The 16,178-nt window shown below is 43.3% G+C and carries 18 protein-coding genes; 10 read left to right on the top strand and 8 right to left on the bottom strand.

The window, feature by feature from the left end; all coding sequences use genetic code 11:
• The first annotated feature begins 4 nt into the window (after positions 1–4).
• The 5 genes from cbiK to cobS are packed head-to-tail and all read left to right on the top strand — an operon-like array spanning position 5 to position 4,353.
• A complete protein-coding gene (cbiK, locus tag C5469_RS16050; RefSeq protein ID WP_166308727.1) occupies positions 5–799 on the top strand; it encodes a sirohydrochlorin cobaltochelatase in 795 nt (264 codons plus the stop codon).
• Positions 799–1,512, top strand: coding sequence for a cobalt-factor II C(20)-methyltransferase (locus C5469_RS16045; protein ID WP_166308724.1), 714 nt, complete (start codon positions 799–801; stop codon positions 1,510–1,512). The genes cbiK and C5469_RS16045 overlap by 1 nt, the downstream gene beginning before the upstream one ends.
• 17 nt (positions 1,513–1,529) lie before the next feature.
• Positions 1,530–3,068: a cobyric acid synthase gene (locus C5469_RS16040; RefSeq protein WP_166308721.1), complete on the top strand. Its 1,539-nt coding sequence runs from the start codon at positions 1,530–1,532 to the stop codon at positions 3,066–3,068.
• On the top strand, positions 3,065–3,610 hold the full coding sequence (gene cobU / locus C5469_RS16035) for a bifunctional adenosylcobinamide kinase/adenosylcobinamide-phosphate guanylyltransferase (RefSeq protein WP_166308902.1): 546 nt from the start codon (positions 3,065–3,067) through the stop codon (positions 3,608–3,610). The genes C5469_RS16040 and cobU overlap by 4 nt, the downstream gene beginning before the upstream one ends.
• The gene (gene cobS / locus C5469_RS16030; RefSeq protein ID WP_166308718.1) at positions 3,607–4,353 is read left to right on the top strand and encodes an adenosylcobinamide-GDP ribazoletransferase; all 747 of its coding nucleotides are present in this window, start codon (positions 3,607–3,609) and stop codon (positions 4,351–4,353) included. The genes cobU and cobS overlap by 4 nt, the downstream gene beginning before the upstream one ends.
• 46 nt (positions 4,354–4,399) lie before the next feature.
• Here the strand turns inward: cobS and C5469_RS16025 are convergent, their stop codons facing one another.
• Entirely contained in the window at positions 4,400–4,705 is a 306-nt protein-coding gene (locus tag C5469_RS16025) for a HigA family addiction module antitoxin (RefSeq protein WP_166308715.1), read from the bottom strand.
• Between the two features lie 179 nt (positions 4,706–4,884).
• On the opposite strand from C5469_RS16025, the gene C5469_RS16020 reads away from it, so the two are divergent.
• The 4 genes from C5469_RS16020 (at position 4,885) to C5469_RS16005 (ending at position 8,328) form a co-directional block, all read left to right on the top strand.
• Positions 4,885–5,502, top strand: coding sequence for an adenosylcobalamin/alpha-ribazole phosphatase (locus C5469_RS16020; protein WP_166308712.1), 618 nt, complete (start codon positions 4,885–4,887; stop codon positions 5,500–5,502).
• A 4-nt stretch (positions 5,503–5,506) separates the two neighbouring features.
• Entirely contained in the window at positions 5,507–6,556 is a 1,050-nt protein-coding gene (cobT, locus tag C5469_RS16015) for a nicotinate-nucleotide--dimethylbenzimidazole phosphoribosyltransferase (protein ID WP_166308709.1), read from the top strand.
• Positions 6,557–7,010: 454 nt separating this feature from the next.
• Positions 7,011–7,490 carry an Hcp family type VI secretion system effector gene (locus C5469_RS16010; RefSeq protein ID WP_166308706.1) on the top strand — a complete coding sequence of 160 codons (480 nt, stop codon included), beginning with the start codon at positions 7,011–7,013 and terminating at the stop codon, positions 7,488–7,490.
• Between the two features lie 7 nt (positions 7,491–7,497).
• A complete protein-coding gene (locus C5469_RS16005; protein WP_166308703.1) occupies positions 7,498–8,328 on the top strand; it encodes a DUF4225 domain-containing protein in 831 nt (276 codons plus the stop codon).
• Here the strand turns inward: C5469_RS16005 and C5469_RS16000 are convergent.
• The 7 genes from C5469_RS16000 to eutA all read right to left on the bottom strand — a co-directional run bounded on the left by C5469_RS16000 (position 8,316) and on the right by eutA (position 15,070).
• Positions 8,316–8,720, bottom strand: a complete 405-nt coding sequence (locus C5469_RS16000) for a hypothetical protein (protein WP_166308700.1) — start codon at positions 8,718–8,720, stop codon at positions 8,316–8,318. The two genes, C5469_RS16005 and C5469_RS16000, sit on opposite strands and share 13 nt — an antisense overlap.
• 59 nt (positions 8,721–8,779) lie before the next feature.
• The gene (locus tag C5469_RS15995; RefSeq protein WP_166308697.1) at positions 8,780–9,181 is read right to left on the bottom strand and encodes a hypothetical protein; all 402 of its coding nucleotides are present in this window, start codon (positions 9,179–9,181) and stop codon (positions 8,780–8,782) included.
• 1,067 nt (positions 9,182–10,248) lie between these two features.
• Positions 10,249–10,623 carry a helix-turn-helix domain-containing protein gene (locus C5469_RS15990; protein WP_166308694.1) on the bottom strand — a complete coding sequence of 125 codons (375 nt, stop codon included), beginning with the start codon at positions 10,621–10,623 and terminating at the stop codon, positions 10,249–10,251.
• A gap of 77 nt (positions 10,624–10,700) precedes the next feature.
• Entirely contained in the window at positions 10,701–10,961 is a 261-nt protein-coding gene (locus C5469_RS15985; RefSeq protein ID WP_166308691.1) for a type II toxin-antitoxin system RelE family toxin, read from the bottom strand.
• 446 nt (positions 10,962–11,407) lie between these two features.
• The gene (eutC, locus tag C5469_RS15980) at positions 11,408–12,226 is read right to left on the bottom strand and encodes an ethanolamine ammonia-lyase subunit EutC (protein WP_242689498.1); all 819 of its coding nucleotides are present in this window, start codon (positions 12,224–12,226) and stop codon (positions 11,408–11,410) included.
• Positions 12,227–12,284: 58 nt separating this feature from the next.
• On the bottom strand, positions 12,285–13,646 hold the full coding sequence (locus tag C5469_RS15975) for an ethanolamine ammonia-lyase subunit EutB (RefSeq protein WP_166308685.1): 1,362 nt from the start codon (positions 13,644–13,646) through the stop codon (positions 12,285–12,287).
• 11 nt (positions 13,647–13,657) lie between these two features.
• Positions 13,658–15,070: an ethanolamine ammonia-lyase reactivating factor EutA gene (eutA, locus tag C5469_RS15970; protein ID WP_166308682.1), complete on the bottom strand. Its 1,413-nt coding sequence runs from the start codon at positions 15,068–15,070 to the stop codon at positions 13,658–13,660.
• Between the two features lie 303 nt (positions 15,071–15,373).
• Here eutA and cobA point away from each other — a divergent pair, with 303 nt between their 5' ends.
• Positions 15,374–16,156, top strand: coding sequence for a uroporphyrinogen-III C-methyltransferase (cobA, locus tag C5469_RS15965; protein WP_166308899.1), 783 nt, complete (start codon positions 15,374–15,376; stop codon positions 16,154–16,156).
• Positions 16,157–16,178: the final 22 nt, after the last annotated feature.

Below are 16,178 nucleotides of genomic sequence, written 5' to 3'. Positions count from 1 at the left end.
TAAAATGAAAAAAGCACTATTAATTATCAGTTTTGGAACTAGCTATCAGCAAACCCGGCAGAAGAATATTGAGGCTTGTGAACAACAACTGGCAGCGGCTTACCGTGATCGTGATCTGTATCGTGCATTCACCTCTGAAATGATCATTCGTAAATTGCAAAAGCGTGATGGTTTACAGGTAGATAACCCACGTCAGGCGCTGGCGCGTTTAGTCAATGAAGGTTATCAGGATGTCGCTATTCAGTCCCTTCATGTTATCAACGGCGACGAATATGAAAAAATCGTCAGTGAAGTACGTACCTTTAGTGAATATGTTCAACGTTTAGTTGTTGGTACGCCGTTACTTAACAGCTTTGCTGATTATCAACAACTGCTTGTTGCCCTGAAAAGTCAGATGCCCCCGTTGGCGGCGGATGAGCGTGTAGTGTTTATGGGGCATGGTGCAACCCATCATGCTTTTTCTGCCTATGCATGTCTTGATCACCTGATGAGTTCACATAATTTCCCGGCATTAGTTGGTGCGGTGGAAAGCTACCCGGAAATCGATAATATCATCATCCGTTTGCGGCGGCAGGCCGTGCGTAAGGTACATTTGATGCCATTAATGCTGGTGGCCGGTGATCATGCGATTAACGATATGGCATCGGATGAGCCGGATTCGTGGCGTTCTCAATTGGAAGCGGTTGGGATCAAAACCCAATCCTGGTTACAGGGGTTAGGTGAAAATCCGTTGATTCGCCAGATGTTCGTTCAACACTTGGCGGATGCGTTACAGGCAGATCAACAGGAGGTGGTGTGATGGATGGAAGACTTTATGCTATGGGGGTTGGCCCTGGCGCCAGTGATTTGATTACTGTTCGGGCTGCCCGGATACTTTCCCGCCTTGATGTGCTTTATGCACCTGCCGGGCGTAAAAGGGGTGACAGTCTGGCACTTTCCATTGTGCGCGAATACCTATCACCACACACTGAAATTCGTACTTGTCACTTCCCGATGAGCAGTAACGACGAAGAAAAACAAGCTGTATGGGATGAAGTGGCGCAACAACTGAAAGATGAAGTGATGGAAGGGCGGCAGGTGGGATTTATCACGCTTGGTGATGCCATGCTGTTCAGTACCTGGGTCTTTTTATTGGCGCGTATTGGTCGGCAAGAGTGGTTGGAAATTATCCCAGGTATCACCTCTTTTGCTGCGATTGCAGCGCGTACTGTATTACCGCTGGCAATGGAACAGCAATCAATGGCGGTAATGTCCTGTACTGCGCCGGAAGCCGAGTTGGAACAGGCACTGCAAAACCATGATTGTGTGGTGCTGATGAAAGTTTATGGCCGTTTTACCGCCGTGAGTTCGTTGTTGGCACGCCTGAATTTATTTGAACATGCCCTGTTGATGGCGGATGCTACATTGCCAAGTGAACAATGCTGGCGCCGTTTGGATCAGGTGGATACCGATCAGAAATTACCTTATTTCTCCACCATTTTAGTGAATAAACAGTGGCGTACTGGGGAGTAAATATAAGAGGTGGCGTTATGGGTTTATCTTTAATGTTGCAGGGTACGGCATCCGATGTAGGGAAAAGTGTATTAGTTGCGGGACTGTGCCGTATCTTTGTTCAGGATGGTTATCGCTGCGCACCGTTTAAATCACAGAATATGGCGCTAAATTCTGGTATCACTATAAACGGTGAAGAGATGGGAAGGGCGCAGATTTTTCAGGCAGAGGCGGCGGGTATCGAGCCTGATGTACGGATGAACCCGGTACTGCTTAAACCCACCAGCGACCGCAAGGCTCAGGTTGTGCTAATGGGAAAAGTCGCTTGTAGCATGAATGCGGTGGAATATCACCAGTACAAGCCTCGTTTGCAGCAGCAAATCAGTGACGTTTTTCATAGTCTGGCCGGTGAATATGACGTGATTGTGCTGGAAGGAGCTGGCAGTCCGGCGGAGATCAATTTGCGTGATCGAGACATTGTCAACATGGGAATGGCGGAAATGGTGGATGCGCCGGTGCTGTTGGTTGCGGATATTGATCGAGGAGGGGTATTCGCTGCCATCTACGGTACGCTGGCGTTGTTGCGCCCGGAAGAAAAAGCGCGGGTAAAAGGGGTAATTATCAACAAATTCCGGGGTGATATTAGCTTGCTCCAGCCGGGTATTGAACAGATTGAAGCCTTAACTGGAGTGCCAGTTCTGGGAGTGATGCCTTGGCTGGATATTGATCTGGAAGATGAAGACGGTGTAGCGTTGCAAACCGGTAAATATGATGGTGCAGCAGAAAAAGCGCTGGATATTGCGGTAATTCGTTTGCCTCATATTGCCAATTTTACTGATTTTAACGCACTGGCGGTGCAACCGGATGTTCGCTTGCGTTATGTGACTCAGCCATCGGCGTTGCAGCCATCGGATCTGATTATCTTGCCCGGTAGCAAAAACACATTGGGAGATTTGCAATGGTTGCGGCAGAACGGGTTAGCAGATGCCTTGTTGACGGCACATCAGGCAGGTGTTCCGGTTATCGGTATCTGCGGTGGTTATCAAATGTTGGGGCAGCGGATCATAGATGGAGTGGAATCGGGTATTGAACAGCTGGATGGTCTTGGATTGCTGGATATGGAAACCCGATTTACCCATGAAAAAGTGACAACCAGAGTAAACGGTCGTTGTTTGTCTGGATTGCCGGGTTTGTTGTCAGACTGCATTGAGCAGCCTATCCGGGGTTATGAAATTCATATGGGCAGCTCGTCACTGGGGGCAGATGCGACACCGTTTGCCTGTATTACTGAGCGTAACGGCCATTCTGGTAATTGGTTTGATGGTGCGGTTAATCAAGAGGGGAGTGTGATGGGAAGTTATATTCATGGCTTGTTTGATAGCGCTAGTTTTACCCGAACTCTGCTTAATGCTTTACGCCAACGTAAAGGGCTGGCGGCTTATCAAGGTGACACATTGGATTACGCTCACTACAAACAAACTCAGTTTGACCGCCTGGCGGAAGCTATGCGCGAGCACTTGGATATAAAACGGATTTATCAGTGTATGAAAATCCATCAACAAGATTTGGCACCGTGATCCTGATTACTGGCGGCGCTCGCAGTGGTAAAAGTTTGCTGGCGGAGAAATTGGCGGCACAAGCGAGTAAGCAAGTGTTTTATATTGCGACTTCCGTGGTGACAGACAGTGAAATGGCTGAGCGAATACGTTTGCACCGCGAAAACCGGCCTTCCCATTGGCGCACATGGGAAGGCTATCACGATCTTGGCGCAGTCATTATGACGCAAACCCAGCCGGGGGAAGCTGTCATTCTTGAGTGTATTACCACGCTGATCACCAATTTATTATTTGATCTGGCAGGCGAAACACCACCGGAACAAATGGATTTTGCGGTATTGGAGATGGGAATTCAGCAGCAAATGAGTGATCTATTAGCGGCTTGTGCCTGCATGACGTCCCCGATATATCTGGTGACTAACGAATTAGGCATGGGCATTGTGCCGGAGAACCGTTTGGCCCGTCATTTCCGCGACATTGCCGGAAGAGTTAACCAGCGGCTGGCGGTGGCGGCTAGTGAGGTATTTTTGATGGTATCGGGGATTGAGGTAAAAATTAAATGAATCTGCGTCTGTTTCTCGCCACTTTGCAATTTATGACTCGTATCCCAGTCCCGTCGCGTTGGACACAGGGATTAGAAATAGATCAATACGTGCGTGGTATAGCGAGTTTCCCATTAGTTGGATTGATTGTCGGTATGCTTGCTGCCACTATTTTTACCCTGCTTGCACCTTGGTGTGGTGTGCCATTGGCGGCATTAAGTTACGTATTAGTGCTGGCGTTATTAACGGGTGCACTTCATCTTGATGGTTTAGCAGATACCTGTGATGGTGTGTTTTCTGCCCGTAAGCGGGAAAGAATGCTAGAAATTATGCGTGACAGCCGTTTGGGAACCAATGGTGGATTAGCGTTGATCTTCCTGATTCTGGCGAAAGTGCTGGTGGTGAGTGAATTAACTCTGCGTGATGCGCCTATGCTGATGGCTTTGGCTGCGGCATCGGTGGCAGGCAGGAGCGCAATTGTACTGTTAATGTATCGCCAACGTTGCGCCCGTGAAGGAACTGGATTGGGAAATCTTTATATTGGTCGGATTAATGGTCATCAGACATTGTTGACGTTGTTAGGTGGGGCAATGTTGATTGCTCTACTGACGCAATGGTCTGGTGTGCTGGCATTGGCAATCACGCTGTTGGTTATTGGGTTGCTGGCGGTGTATCTGCACCGCCGTTTAGGCGGTCAGACCGGTGATACCCTTGGCGCGTCTGTAGAAGTCGGGGAGTTGGTGTTTTTACTGGCGCTACTGTGAGTAACTTCGTGACAAAATGCCCAACTCCCTATTCTAGCGCCAAGCATTAGCTAGCTGAGAGAATAACAGTAATAGGCGCGTAATGCTTACGGGCGGAAATCTGACGACTTTCCCAGCGATCATGAGCCGCCTGAAGATTAATCCAAAAGTCCTCGTCCGTTTCAAATAGACCAGCCAATTGTGTAGCTTCTTCAACAGACAGGCGGCGGGAATGATTTACGATCTGACCGATAACCTTACGAGAAACACCCATAGCATTCGCCAATTGCTGCTGCGTTATTCCCAAAGGTTTTAAAAACTCTTCAGTCAACATCTCGCTTACAGTGGTAGGTTCTGCTGTTCTGGTATCCATAAAGCCTCCTTAGTATTCCCCATCTTTATGCAAGAAACCTCAAAGATGGCAAATAAATTAACGGAAAAATAGTAACTTCAAAATTCTCTTATACTTATAAATGGGAATTTTGAAAGATGAAGGGTATATATGTCTCTGAATCAGCTGTTCTTAAATATATCTCAGGTTGAGTAACAATAATGCGACTATTTTTGGTTCGGCATGGTCAGACGACAGCGAATTTGAGCGGTGTTTTCTGTGGTATGACAGATGTGGTGTTGACTGAAACGGGAATAAATCAGGCCCGGCAAGTTGCTCACTATTTATCGGCAGTAAAATTTTCGCAAGCGACAAGCAGTGCGCTATGGCGGGCGCGTCATACTGCGGAGATTATTCTGGCAGGTAGCTCATTATCAGCTAGCATTGATGTGCAACTTAATGAAATGGATTTTGGTGCGTGGGAGATGCGCCATCACCGCGATTTGCAGCATGAGGATGCTGAAGCTTGGACAGCCTGGTTAACAGACTGGCAACAGGCATCTCCTACCGGCGGTGAAACCTTTTCGGCATTTGCCGCACGTATAGAAAATGTGGTGCAACGACTACTGACACAAGAAAGTCAGGCTAATCTGCTATTAGTTGCCCATCAGGGAGTACTGAGTCTGTTATTGGCACGTTTGCTAACTATGCCACCGTCTGCCATGTGGCACTTTCATTTTGAACAGGGAACATACAGCGTAGTGGAAATCCACCGTGGATTTACCAATCTACGTACATTTAATAACCAGTCTGGTTGGCAACCTGAGATACGGGAATAACACCATGCAAACATTTTCATCGATCCTGAATGCTATTATGCCGCTGGATAATGTTGCTATGGCGCGCACTGCTGCCCGATTGGATGGGCTGGTTAAACCAACGGGCAGTTTTGGACGTTTGGAACATTTGGCAATTCAACTTGCTGGAATGCGAGGATTATCGGGTCACCATATTGATCGTAAGCAAGTTATTGTAATGGTTGCGGATCATGGGGTTTATGACGAAGGCGTGACGATATCTCCCAAACCGGTAACCGCTATTCATGCGCAGAATATGATGAAAGGGATTACGGGTGTTTGCGTGTTGGCAGCAAATGTGGGCGCTGATGTTAAAGTTGTGGATGTGGGCATTGACAGCGATCCTATTCCGGGACTGGTGAATATGAAGATGGGGCGTGGCAGTGGCAATATTGCTCATGGAGCGGCTATGAGCTGCCAGCAAGCCGAAGATTTGCTATTGGCAACTGCCCGCCTGACCCTGGAACAGGTTGCGACTGGTGTGAAGCTGTTTGGTGTGGGTGAATTGGGTATGGCAAATACCACGCCGGCGGCGGCTGTGGTCAGTGTTTTTACCGACAGCGATCCACAACAAATAGTCGGCATTGGGGCTAATTTCCCCAGAGATCGCTTACATCACAAAGTGGCGGTTGTGCAACAGGCGATTGCCGTCAATCGACCTGATGCTAGCGACAGTATTGATGTATTGGCAAAGGTCGGTGGTTATGATTTGGTGGGTATGGCGGGCGTGATGCTTGGCGCGGCCTCTGCTGGACTGCCGGTGATTCTGGATGGTTTTCCTTCTTACGCGGCGGCGTTGGCCGCTTGTCGTATTGCTCCTGATGTGCGTCATTACCTGATTCCTTCACATTTATCGGCAGAGAAAGGATCAATCATTGCATTGCAACACTTGCAACTAGAGCCTTATTTGCATTTGGACATGCGTTTGGGAGAGGGGAGCGGCTCTGTATTAGCTATGCATCTGGTGGATGCGGCTTGTGCTATGTATAACAATATGGGACTACTGGCTGAAAGTAATATTGTGTTGCCGTTTTAGTTGTCAGGATAATTTGATACCCTCGCATCCGTACTCTCCAATACTCAATTACCTCCTATACTCTGTTCACTCGAGTTGTGATGCGAGCTTTAGCTTGAATACCAAAGAATAATTACTTATCCCAATAATACTTTATTGTTAAATAGCCATTTTTATATGAGTCCATTGTTCTTGGGTGATAATTTTAAGAGTTCAAGTAAATATATCTCGTAATATTTGCTTGCCAATGGTTTCATTATACGTAGCTGTCTTTGGTTAAGAAATATCTCAATGTTGATTTAAGTGGAATATTTTAATGGGTTAAATTCTATTTATAACCCAAGAGGATTATCTGAATTTTCCTTCTCATGAGGTTTATCACGTTTTTCGCAAATGAAATCAATATCTAATTATATTTGTTATTAATGTAATATATATTTCTACTTTTGAATATTGACTAACTGATGGTTTTTTTATGGCGAATATAATCTATTTGGAAATTAAGGGTAATAAGCAAGGATTGATATCACAAGGATGTTCAACGGTTGATTCTATTGGTAACACATGTCAGATTGGTCATGAAGATCATATCTTTGTTTATGAATTGACATCGAACATAACCAGAAGTCAGAATGTTAATCATCAACCGGTTGAAATAAGAAAGCCAATCGATAAATCATCTCCTCTTTTGGGCGCAGCGATAACCAATAAAGAATCGCTACAATGTATTTTTTATTTTTACAGAACATCAAGTAAAGGTGGTTTAGAACTTTATTATAAGATAAAACTCACTGGCGCATATATATGTGGATTGAATGGTTTTTATCCAAATTCATCTACGCATAATGAGTGTCAGCCTCAGGAAAGTTTATCTTTAATGTATCAGTCAATCACGTGGGAACATGTTATGTCTGGCACAAGTGCATATAGCATATGGGAAGATAACGTTTATTGAGGTTTTTATGAAAGGGATATCTCATCTCTCTTATGATTTAAATAATTACGCTTCGTCGTTGAAGCGTAAAGCACATTTGGCTGCTACCTTTTTTATAGAGGATAGCCAATTAAGAATGTCATATTTAAAAGAAATTGATGATTTTGTTAATATAAAAACACGTGAATTTAAAAATACATTTGATGTAAATGAAAAAAAGAGATTGGTTTATGAAGTAAAAGATGAATATGAAGTAACGGAAAAAGAATATCAGATTTTAAGACGTAAGGATTATACCAAATATATTATAACCGATATATTCGAAGATCAGGGCGTGGTTAAATATGCAAAAATAGGTGCCGGGGTTGTTGCTGGTGGTGTTCAGACATTTGCAGGTCTTGCAGTTTTTAATTCAGGTAAATTGGTAAGATCTAAAACTGTCAGATCAATGGGTGTTGTTTTGGCAGCGCATGGAGCTAATAACTTCTATGAATCTATTAGTCCGATTCTTTATGAGAATCAAGATATAGGCTGGGTTAGGGAAGGCTACCAATATATTTCTCATGCTTTAGGTTATGGTGATGATGTAGCTGATGTTGCTTATAGTTCGGTTGATTTTGCGTTAAGTTTATATGGAACATATGGGATGCTCAAGCTTAAACCGGTTAAATCCAAGAATAATATATCAGGAGGCTATTCTGTCAAGCCGGGGACAGGGAAATTGTTCAGATATATTAATTCGGATCTTGCCAGAAAATGGCAGTTAACACCAAAGCCTATGTTAACCATTCAGTTATCAAGTAGCGGATATAAAGTCAAACTTTTGCTAGATGACATAAATAAACTTCATAACGATTGAAATTTATTTTTTATTTTAAAGCGAATATAGAAAATTAACAATTTTGAGCCTGTGATTAAATTACAGCGAACGGAAAGGCTGTAATAAATAAAAGATGAGATTAAAATAAATAAGTAAATCGAAAACATTAATGGAATTCCATATGCTTTCCCACTGAAAAACATACCTGAAATTATAAATAAAAAAATCGGAGTGAAAAATAATAATGGCATAGCGACTTCTTCAGCTATAAGTAATAGATAATGACAAAAACAATCTGTTTTACTTTGGTATTTATCATAAACATCAGGGTCATCTTTATATAGCATAATAAAGTTTCTCTTCATCTTAAGTAATTCTTTTAAGGTGAATCCACTATTTAATATTAATTTTCTTAAGTCAGTTAGGTTCATTTATTTAGGTTCGATTTCATTTTATAATTGGTTATTTTTATCATGTTTTATTGATGAACTCAAGGCTTAAATTTACTTTTTATTTTAAAACGAATATAGAATATTGCTAATTTTAATCCTGTCACAGGATTACAACTAACAGAGAGACTGTAATAAATCAAGAAAGAAATAAGAAAAAATAAATAAACAGATGACATTAATAGAATGTTTTGTATTTTTTCATCGAAAAACATACTTGATATCATCAATAAACAAACTGAAGTCAACAATATTAACGGTGCAGCGACTTCTTCGGCTATAAATAGTAGATAATGACAAAAACAATCTGTTTTGATTTGATATTTATCATAAATATATGGGTCATCTTTATGCAGGACAAGAAAACTTCTCTTCATCTTAAGTAATTCTTCTAAGGTGAAACCGCTATTTAATATTAATTTTCTTAAGTCAGTTAAATTCATTTTTTAAACTCGTTTTTATAACTATATAAATGGCTTGCCGTAACACACTTAATTCTTTATAACTGCTTTAAATTTTCTTTTATTTTTAGACGAAGATAGAAAATGACTAACTTTATGCATGTGAAAAAATTATAACGATAGCGGTGATAAAAAGATTTATAGCATATGCATATTATTGTTGAAATGATATAAAGAATCGATACTAATGATAAATAGGATATTGAATTCTCGTCATAGAGGAAAATCTCCATTATTATGCAGCCTACATACATGAGAGAAAAAAATAACACGGGATCGCCGGCATCTTCAGCAAGCACTATTATGACGTTGTAAATATTATCGCTTTTTGTATAATACTTTATTACATATCTTCTTTCATCATCATCAAGATTTTTAAAGGTCCTTTGCATCATAAGAAGCTCTTTAAATGTGAATCCGCTACTGAGGGTTAATTTTCTTAATTTTTCCAAATCCATTTATTTAACCTATAATATTTTGCCGATATAATGACTTATTATAACATAACTATTGTTTTGTTATGCTTAATAAATGCTTTCTTTAGATCTGTTTTTCGAAGGTTTGTTTTGCTTGTGAACTTTTGAATCGTACTAATAATCTTGCCGATAAACTAACACCAATAAAAAATGAATAAATTTTTAGATAAAGAAAGTTCTTTTATAGTATAGGTAAAATCATTTGTGCTTATTATGTGAATCTACCAATATTAATTATAACTCTGGGGACGTGGGTCTCAGCAACCACAAGTTCGTTGGGCGGGTTGTAGATGAATATAGTAGACAGGGTAATCAAGATTTCAGAGGCATCGGATCTGATGCCTCTGTAAGTTACACCAGTCGTATCTGTAATTTTTTGCCAACAGCAGCCGCATATTTCTTTAGCCTAGCATATAAAGGAAAGGGCCCTGTTGATGTTAGAACAAGCCGCGCCTGGCGTGAAATTGTTTGGTGTGGGTGAATTAGAGATGGAGAATGTTACACCAGTGGCGGCTATGGTCAGAGCTTTATTGTGCTGCTGTTGTAAAGGGAAGATAATTTATCTATTTTTAATCAATCGAGCACTAGTTGATTTACTCGGCAATCATATAAAGCCGTTAATTTTTCAATCGTTGCTTTGCGTGGGCGATCTGATTTCTCAAACTGAGAAACAGCAGCTTGTTTTATACCCAGTTTTTCCGCTACCTCTGCTTGTGATAGTCCACGATAAATCCGCCAAGCGGCTTGTAATGAAACTTCATCGTCTACCATGATAGAAACTACTTCATGAGGAATAGTTTCATCGTCATTTGGTCCCGCTGTATAGGGAATAATTTGATAATCTTCGTCATGATCCGCGGCTGCTAACAGTCTTTCATACTCATCCATTGGCAAAATAACGGCTTGTTTTTTGCCATGTTCATCTGTAATAAATTGAATACTAGCCATATTCTTTTGCTCCGTATGTTTACGTAGTTACGTAGCCCTTAGGGGTAAATGGTTAGATGGGAAAACTCACCTATTTGTTAATAGGTTTTTGTCTGGCGCCGCCTAATTTCCTGAATTTCTAAGATTTTAGGTTCTCCATTCAGTAATTCAAACAAAACCCGATAATTGCCAACTCTGAGTCTGTGTTTGTTATCGAATCCTGATAATTTCCTGATATCCAGATCAACAAGAGGAAAATCCATTAGCGAATTCACCTTTTGTTTTATCGCCTTCTGATATCGAGTATCGATCCTCGTTAACTGCTTGATTGCAGCCTTAGACCAAATTACTTTAACCATTTCTTCCCCTATTTTAAAAGAGCATATCCGCTTTGGATACTCAAAATATAAGTGTTTATGCTTATGTTGTCAAAGGAAAGTCTTATATTTTAAGGGGGGATAAGGTTATGCCCAGTAGAGTTCAATTTTGTATGATGAAATCAGATATAAATTTTATGATGATTGAAATTTTTTTATTTTAAATTGGAAGTCAATAATTGTTGAGTTTTGTTGTTATTTTTACCAAAATTCTTATTTTGAATATGTTAATTAGTTTTTATTTATTTTTATATTGGTGATTTTATTAATTAAGTAAAAGGGGTTTCTCCCTTAAGCATAAAATTATTGTTTATATACCTGTTATCTTTCAAGTTGCCTCTTTGTTGGCAGCACTCGCTTACCCCGGTCACATAGTTAGCTATGCTCCCGGGAATTCGTTCCCTTGCCGCCGCATAGCTACCATTACATCAACGACTAAGAGCAATGCCGGAAGCTTGCTGTTCCAGCATATTTTTCGCTAAATCGACAATAATTGCTGCGGCTTCGATCGGCGGTGTTCCGCCTCGGTGAATATTAGAGATACAAGTGCGATCAGCTTCAACGGTTTTCTCTACTGTCGGTTTATAAACTGCATAACAGGAGAGGCTTTCCGATTGCCCTAATCCGGGACGTTCTCCAATCAGTAAGACAACGACTTTGGCTTTTAGTAGTTCGCCAATCTGATCTTCGATTTTGACGCGACCATAGCGTACAAAAAACGGGATGCCGATACACATGCCTGCCTGTTCCAACCCTTTTAACAGTGGTGGTACAAGATCTTCGTAATTGGTGGTAATGGCATCAGTAGAAAGGCCATCGGAGATTACAACCTGTACATCGGGGCTAGTTTTGCACTGTGTCAGCAAGGTTTCTACCGCATTAGCACTGAGTTTTCTTCCCAAGTCCGGGCGAGTTAAATAGAGGTTTTTGTCGCTAACTTGAGATTGTACTTCCAGCAATCCGTGTTTTTCTATCCATTCAACTGGGACTTCTTTTAACACGGTATCCTTGGAACGGGAGTGATCAGCTAGAAAACGCAATAATGCCTGAGTGCGTGGCCGGGGGCCACTGCGGCCAGTACAGACTCTTGATACCGTGCTGCGGCGTAATTCCTGTAGGACTTCCATTCGGTTTGGCTTTTGGACACCAATCCACTGTTTAGCTTCCAAAGAGCCTAAGTCTAGCGTACAGCTTTCAGATTCATCTGTGATCTCAGGAGATGCATGAGGTTTTTGGTCAGAGACCATATTGTTTGCATTCTTTTTAATTTGTTCTTGGTTCATGGTTATTTATCTCAGCAAAGAATCAGAAAAAGAACGATGCATCACCCGCACGTGATGTTAAACGGCCATTTGCCATCAATCCCATCTGCTCCAGCCAACGTTCAAATTCTGGAGATGGGCGCAGATTGAGTAAATGACGAATAGTAGCGGTATCGTGGAAAGCAGATGTTTGGTAATTGAGCATGATGTCATCACCGAGTGGCATTCCCATGATGAAGTTACATCCTGCGGTTGCCAATAGGATCATCAGGTTTTCATTCTGGTTTTGATCGGAATCTGCGTGATTGGTATAGCAGCAATCACATCCCATTGAAACGCCGCTAAGTTTACCCATAAAGTGATCTTCCAGTCCGGCGCGGATGATCTGGCGGTCATTGTAGAGATATTCTGGTCCGATGAAACCGACAACGGTATTCACCAGAAATGGGTCATAGTGGCGTGCCAAACCGTAGTTTCGTGCCTCCATTGTGACTTGATCAGCGCCAAAGTGAGCGCCGGCAGAGAGGGCGGAGCCTTGTCCGGTTTCAAGATACAGGCAGTTATCGCCGGCAAGACGGCAATATTCCGCGCCAATGGCACGTGCTTCATCCAACATTTCCAGCTCGACCCCAAATTCTTTCAGCCCTTTTTCACTGCCACAAATACTTTGGAAGATTAAACCACCCGGAGCGCCACGCTTAATCGCTTCTATCTGAGTAGTGACATGAGCTAAGACACAGCCTTGCGTTGGGATGGCGAACTTGTCGATTACCTCGTAGAGGGTGTCTAGCACGCGAGTCAGGTTTTCTACGTCATCGGTTACCGGGTTAACGCCGATAACGGCATCACCCACGCCGAAGGATAATCCTTCGTAAATCTGAGCGCGGATACTTTGTACATCGTCGCGGGTATCGTTAGGTTGAAGACGAGCGCTGAATGTTCCCGGCATCCCAATGGTGGTATTGGCTTTTTTGATCACCGGCATTTTTTTCGCGCCATAGATCAGGTCAGCATTGGAACTGATTTTTGCCACCGCCGCGACGACTTCAGAACTTATCCCTTTGCGAAGAAAGGCAATATCATCCACGCTGGTCTCATCGTTCAGTATGTATTCACGCAGTTCGCCAATGCGCCAGTTTTTGATGCGGGCATAGGCGATTTCATTAATGTCGTCCTGAATAATGCGGGTAACACAATCCTCTTCATAGGGAATAACTGGGTTCATTCGGATATCCGCTATCGTCATTTCCGAGAGGACGTGTTTAGCGGCTACGCGTTGCTGAGAACTTTCGGCAGCCACTCCGGCCAATATATCCCCTGAACGCAGTTCGTTGGCCATCGCCAGCACCTGTTTAATATCTTTAAACTGATACGTTTTACCAAAAAGCGGTGTTTTTAGTTTCATATTTCGCTCTCTCAGGAAGGAAAAGCTAATGATTTGATGGTGACGGGAACGACAGTGCCACCAAATAGGGGAGTTCCAATGTCGATATAATCTCCGGTGCGGGTGATAACTTCGTCTATAACCGCCAGTTGCCGGCCTTTTATCAAGGGATGTAGCAGCATACCCAGTGCTTTGCCGAAATCCTGGCGGGCAACGATCAGCAGCGGATGAGAAGAGGGATAGCGTGTGGCAAAATTCTGTAAAGCCGTGATACAGGTCTGTACGGCGGCATAATTTACCGGCAGGGCATCGGGCAGAGCTAATGCATACAGATCTTGTTCGGCATTGAGATCCATTTGTGCCAGCGCGTGTAACCAGTTTTCTACCAGTGATTCAGCGGTTTCTGCTTCAAAATGGACGACGGGAATGTTGCACAGTGGTAGCGACAGTGTATCGAGCCAGATGGTACTACCGGATAGCGATAATGTATGAGCGCCGGCGCCAATCACGGTGGCGCGCACGGTTTGTTTTGGTACTTGCAATGGCAGTTTGGCGAAATCATTGTCACGATGAATAGCATGCGCTAATAGCGGCCCCAGATCGTGAAAACGGAATGGATCATTGTCTGATGTTTCACGATAACATTCACCTACGCCACCGGAGAGAGTGACAGCATAGAGTTCACCACAGTCTGGTAGTGGTTCTGTCATCAGTAATTGTTTTGCCAGCGGTGTGAGATGCCCGATGGCGACTTCCCACAGCAACTGTGACATTCGTTCAGTAACCTGTTGCAATTGCGTGGCTGTCAGATGTTGAACATCTGTGTTTTCACCAAACAGTGAATGAACAATCCGTGTTCCGGGCGGATGTGCTCGTAAAACTTTTCCTTGTGGGTTGGTTTCTAATAAGCGGCCACCGACATTTAAACAAGCAGAGGCAACCAATCGGCCAGCATCGAATAAAGCGTAGTTCGCTGTGCCGCCGCCAATGTCAATGTTGAGCACTTTAGCCATTTTCTGTTGTGACAACGCCTGAGCACCAGAACCAAAACCGGCAATCACTGATTCCAAATGCGGCCCCGCTGTTGCTACAACAAAATCTCCCAGTTTCTGTGCCAGTGTCATGATCGCAGGGCGTGCATTGCATGTTTTAGCGGTTTCACCGGTAATGATCACGGCACCGGAATCGATATTCTCTGGATCGATCCCTGCTGCTCGATATTGTTCCTGAATCAAACCAAGTAACTCGTCTTCGCGCAATTGCCCGGCAAAGTCTACGGGAGTAAATAACACCGGGCTTTGCCAGATGATCTCGCGGCGAACAAATTCATAGCGCGGTACTTGTGATACTGTTGCAAGGTTCACCAGCGACAGACGCGAAAAGATCACCTGTGTAGTGGTGGTGCCGATGTCAATACCGACACTAAATAATTCCTTGGCTTCCATAACTACGCCCTCTGTCTGTAATAAGGCGTATGTTGGCATTTTTTTTTATGAATCAGTATTAAATGCCAGCAATTTGGTCAAAAAGACAACTAAAATCACAAAAACATTAGGCATTATAATGAAAACGATGTAGGTGCAAACTACCGGGCCAAGTTATCAGGAGAAACAAGCAGATAAAGCCATAATGTGCTGGACATACTGTCATTAACAAAAGTGAAGAATTATTGATCTCACACCATATCGTGTCGCTGGCTATCAGTAATATATCTTCCAACAGACTTTCGTTACGGAGTAAGAAAAATGATAAATAGCGGAAAAGTTTGGTTGGTAGGTGCTGGTCCGGGTGATGCGGCGCTGATTACTGTCAGAGGATTGCATTGTATCCGTCAGGCTGATGCGCTGGTGTATGATCGGCTAGTCAGCTCAGATCTGTTATCGGAAGCACCTGACGGTTGTAAGATGATTAATGTCGGTAAAACGCCGAATTATCATCCAGTGCCGCAACGGCAAATTAACCAGATACTGGTGGAGTGCGCGCAACAAGGATTAAATGTCGTCCGGTTGAAAGGGGGCGATCCTTATGTGTTTGGTCGTGGTGGTGAAGAGGCCGAAGCGCTGGCACTGGCGAAGATCCCTTTTGAAGTTGTACCGGGCATCAGTTCATCAATTGGCGGTCTGGCTTGTGCGGGGATTCCAGTTACCCATCGTGATTATGCTTCGGGTTTTCACGTCATTACTGGTCACTTGCGTCAAGGAAATGAACCGCAAGATTGGGCGACGCTGGCAAAGCTAGAAGGTACGCTGGTGATTTTGATGGGGATGACTCAACTGGCAAGCATTTGTGAACAACTTATTGCAGGCGGTAAAGCGCCGACAACCCCGGCGGCGGTTGTGATGTATGCCAGCCATCAGCAACAGCAGGTTGCCAGCGCGACGTTAATGACACTGGCGCAGCAGGTAGCGGCCCAAGGATTGACTGCTCCGGCATTGATTGTTATTGGTGATGTGGTGCGTCTACGGGAAAAATTGGCTTTTAGCCGGGATCGTTTGTTACTGGCTTCCGTCCCATCACTGATGGCACTCTGATTTTCTATTTAATTTCTGGATA

It is taken from the genome of Photorhabdus cinerea (assembly GCF_011189575.1).
GTDB classification, from domain to species: domain Bacteria; phylum Pseudomonadota; class Gammaproteobacteria; order Enterobacterales; family Enterobacteriaceae; genus Photorhabdus; species Photorhabdus cinerea.
This window is presented reverse-complemented; position numbering and strand designations above follow the sequence as displayed.

What these genes read in the sequence shown, in the direction of transcription:
- C5469_RS16020 (WP_166308712.1), top strand. Translation starts at nt 4,885, where the DNA reads ATGCGACTATTTTTGGTTCGGCATGGTCAGACGACAGCGAATTTGAGC.
- C5469_RS16040 (WP_166308721.1), top strand. Translation starts at nt 1,530, where the DNA reads ATGGGTTTATCTTTAATGTTGCAGGGTACGGCATCCGATGTAGGGAAA.
- cbiK (WP_166308727.1), top strand. Translation starts at nt 5, where the DNA reads ATGAAAAAAGCACTATTAATTATCAGTTTTGGAACTAGCTATCAGCAA.
- C5469_RS15990 (WP_166308694.1), bottom strand. Translation starts at nt 10,623, where the DNA reads ATGGCTAGTATTCAATTTATTACAGATGAACATGGCAAAAAACAAGCC.
- eutC (WP_242689498.1), bottom strand. Translation starts at nt 12,226, where the DNA reads ATGGTCTCTGACCAAAAACCTCATGCATCTCCTGAGATCACAGATGAA.
- C5469_RS16045 (WP_166308724.1), top strand. Translation starts at nt 799, where the DNA reads ATGGATGGAAGACTTTATGCTATGGGGGTTGGCCCTGGCGCCAGTGAT.
- C5469_RS16000 (WP_166308700.1), bottom strand. Translation starts at nt 8,720, where the DNA reads ATGAACCTAACTGACTTAAGAAAATTAATATTAAATAGTGGATTCACC.
- cobT (WP_166308709.1), top strand. Translation starts at nt 5,507, where the DNA reads ATGCAAACATTTTCATCGATCCTGAATGCTATTATGCCGCTGGATAAT.
- C5469_RS15975 (WP_166308685.1), bottom strand. Translation starts at nt 13,646, where the DNA reads ATGAAACTAAAAACACCGCTTTTTGGTAAAACGTATCAGTTTAAAGAT.
- C5469_RS16025 (WP_166308715.1), bottom strand. Translation starts at nt 4,705, where the DNA reads ATGGATACCAGAACAGCAGAACCTACCACTGTAAGCGAGATGTTGACT.
- C5469_RS16010 (WP_166308706.1), top strand. Translation starts at nt 7,011, where the DNA reads ATGGCGAATATAATCTATTTGGAAATTAAGGGTAATAAGCAAGGATTG.
- cobS (WP_166308718.1), top strand. Translation starts at nt 3,607, where the DNA reads ATGAATCTGCGTCTGTTTCTCGCCACTTTGCAATTTATGACTCGTATC.
- C5469_RS16005 (WP_166308703.1), top strand. Translation starts at nt 7,498, where the DNA reads ATGAAAGGGATATCTCATCTCTCTTATGATTTAAATAATTACGCTTCG.
- C5469_RS15985 (WP_166308691.1), bottom strand. Translation starts at nt 10,961, where the DNA reads ATGGTTAAAGTAATTTGGTCTAAGGCTGCAATCAAGCAGTTAACGAGG.
- eutA (WP_166308682.1), bottom strand. Translation starts at nt 15,070, where the DNA reads ATGGAAGCCAAGGAATTATTTAGTGTCGGTATTGACATCGGCACCACC.
- C5469_RS15995 (WP_166308697.1), bottom strand. Translation starts at nt 9,181, where the DNA reads ATGAATTTAACTGACTTAAGAAAATTAATATTAAATAGCGGTTTCACC.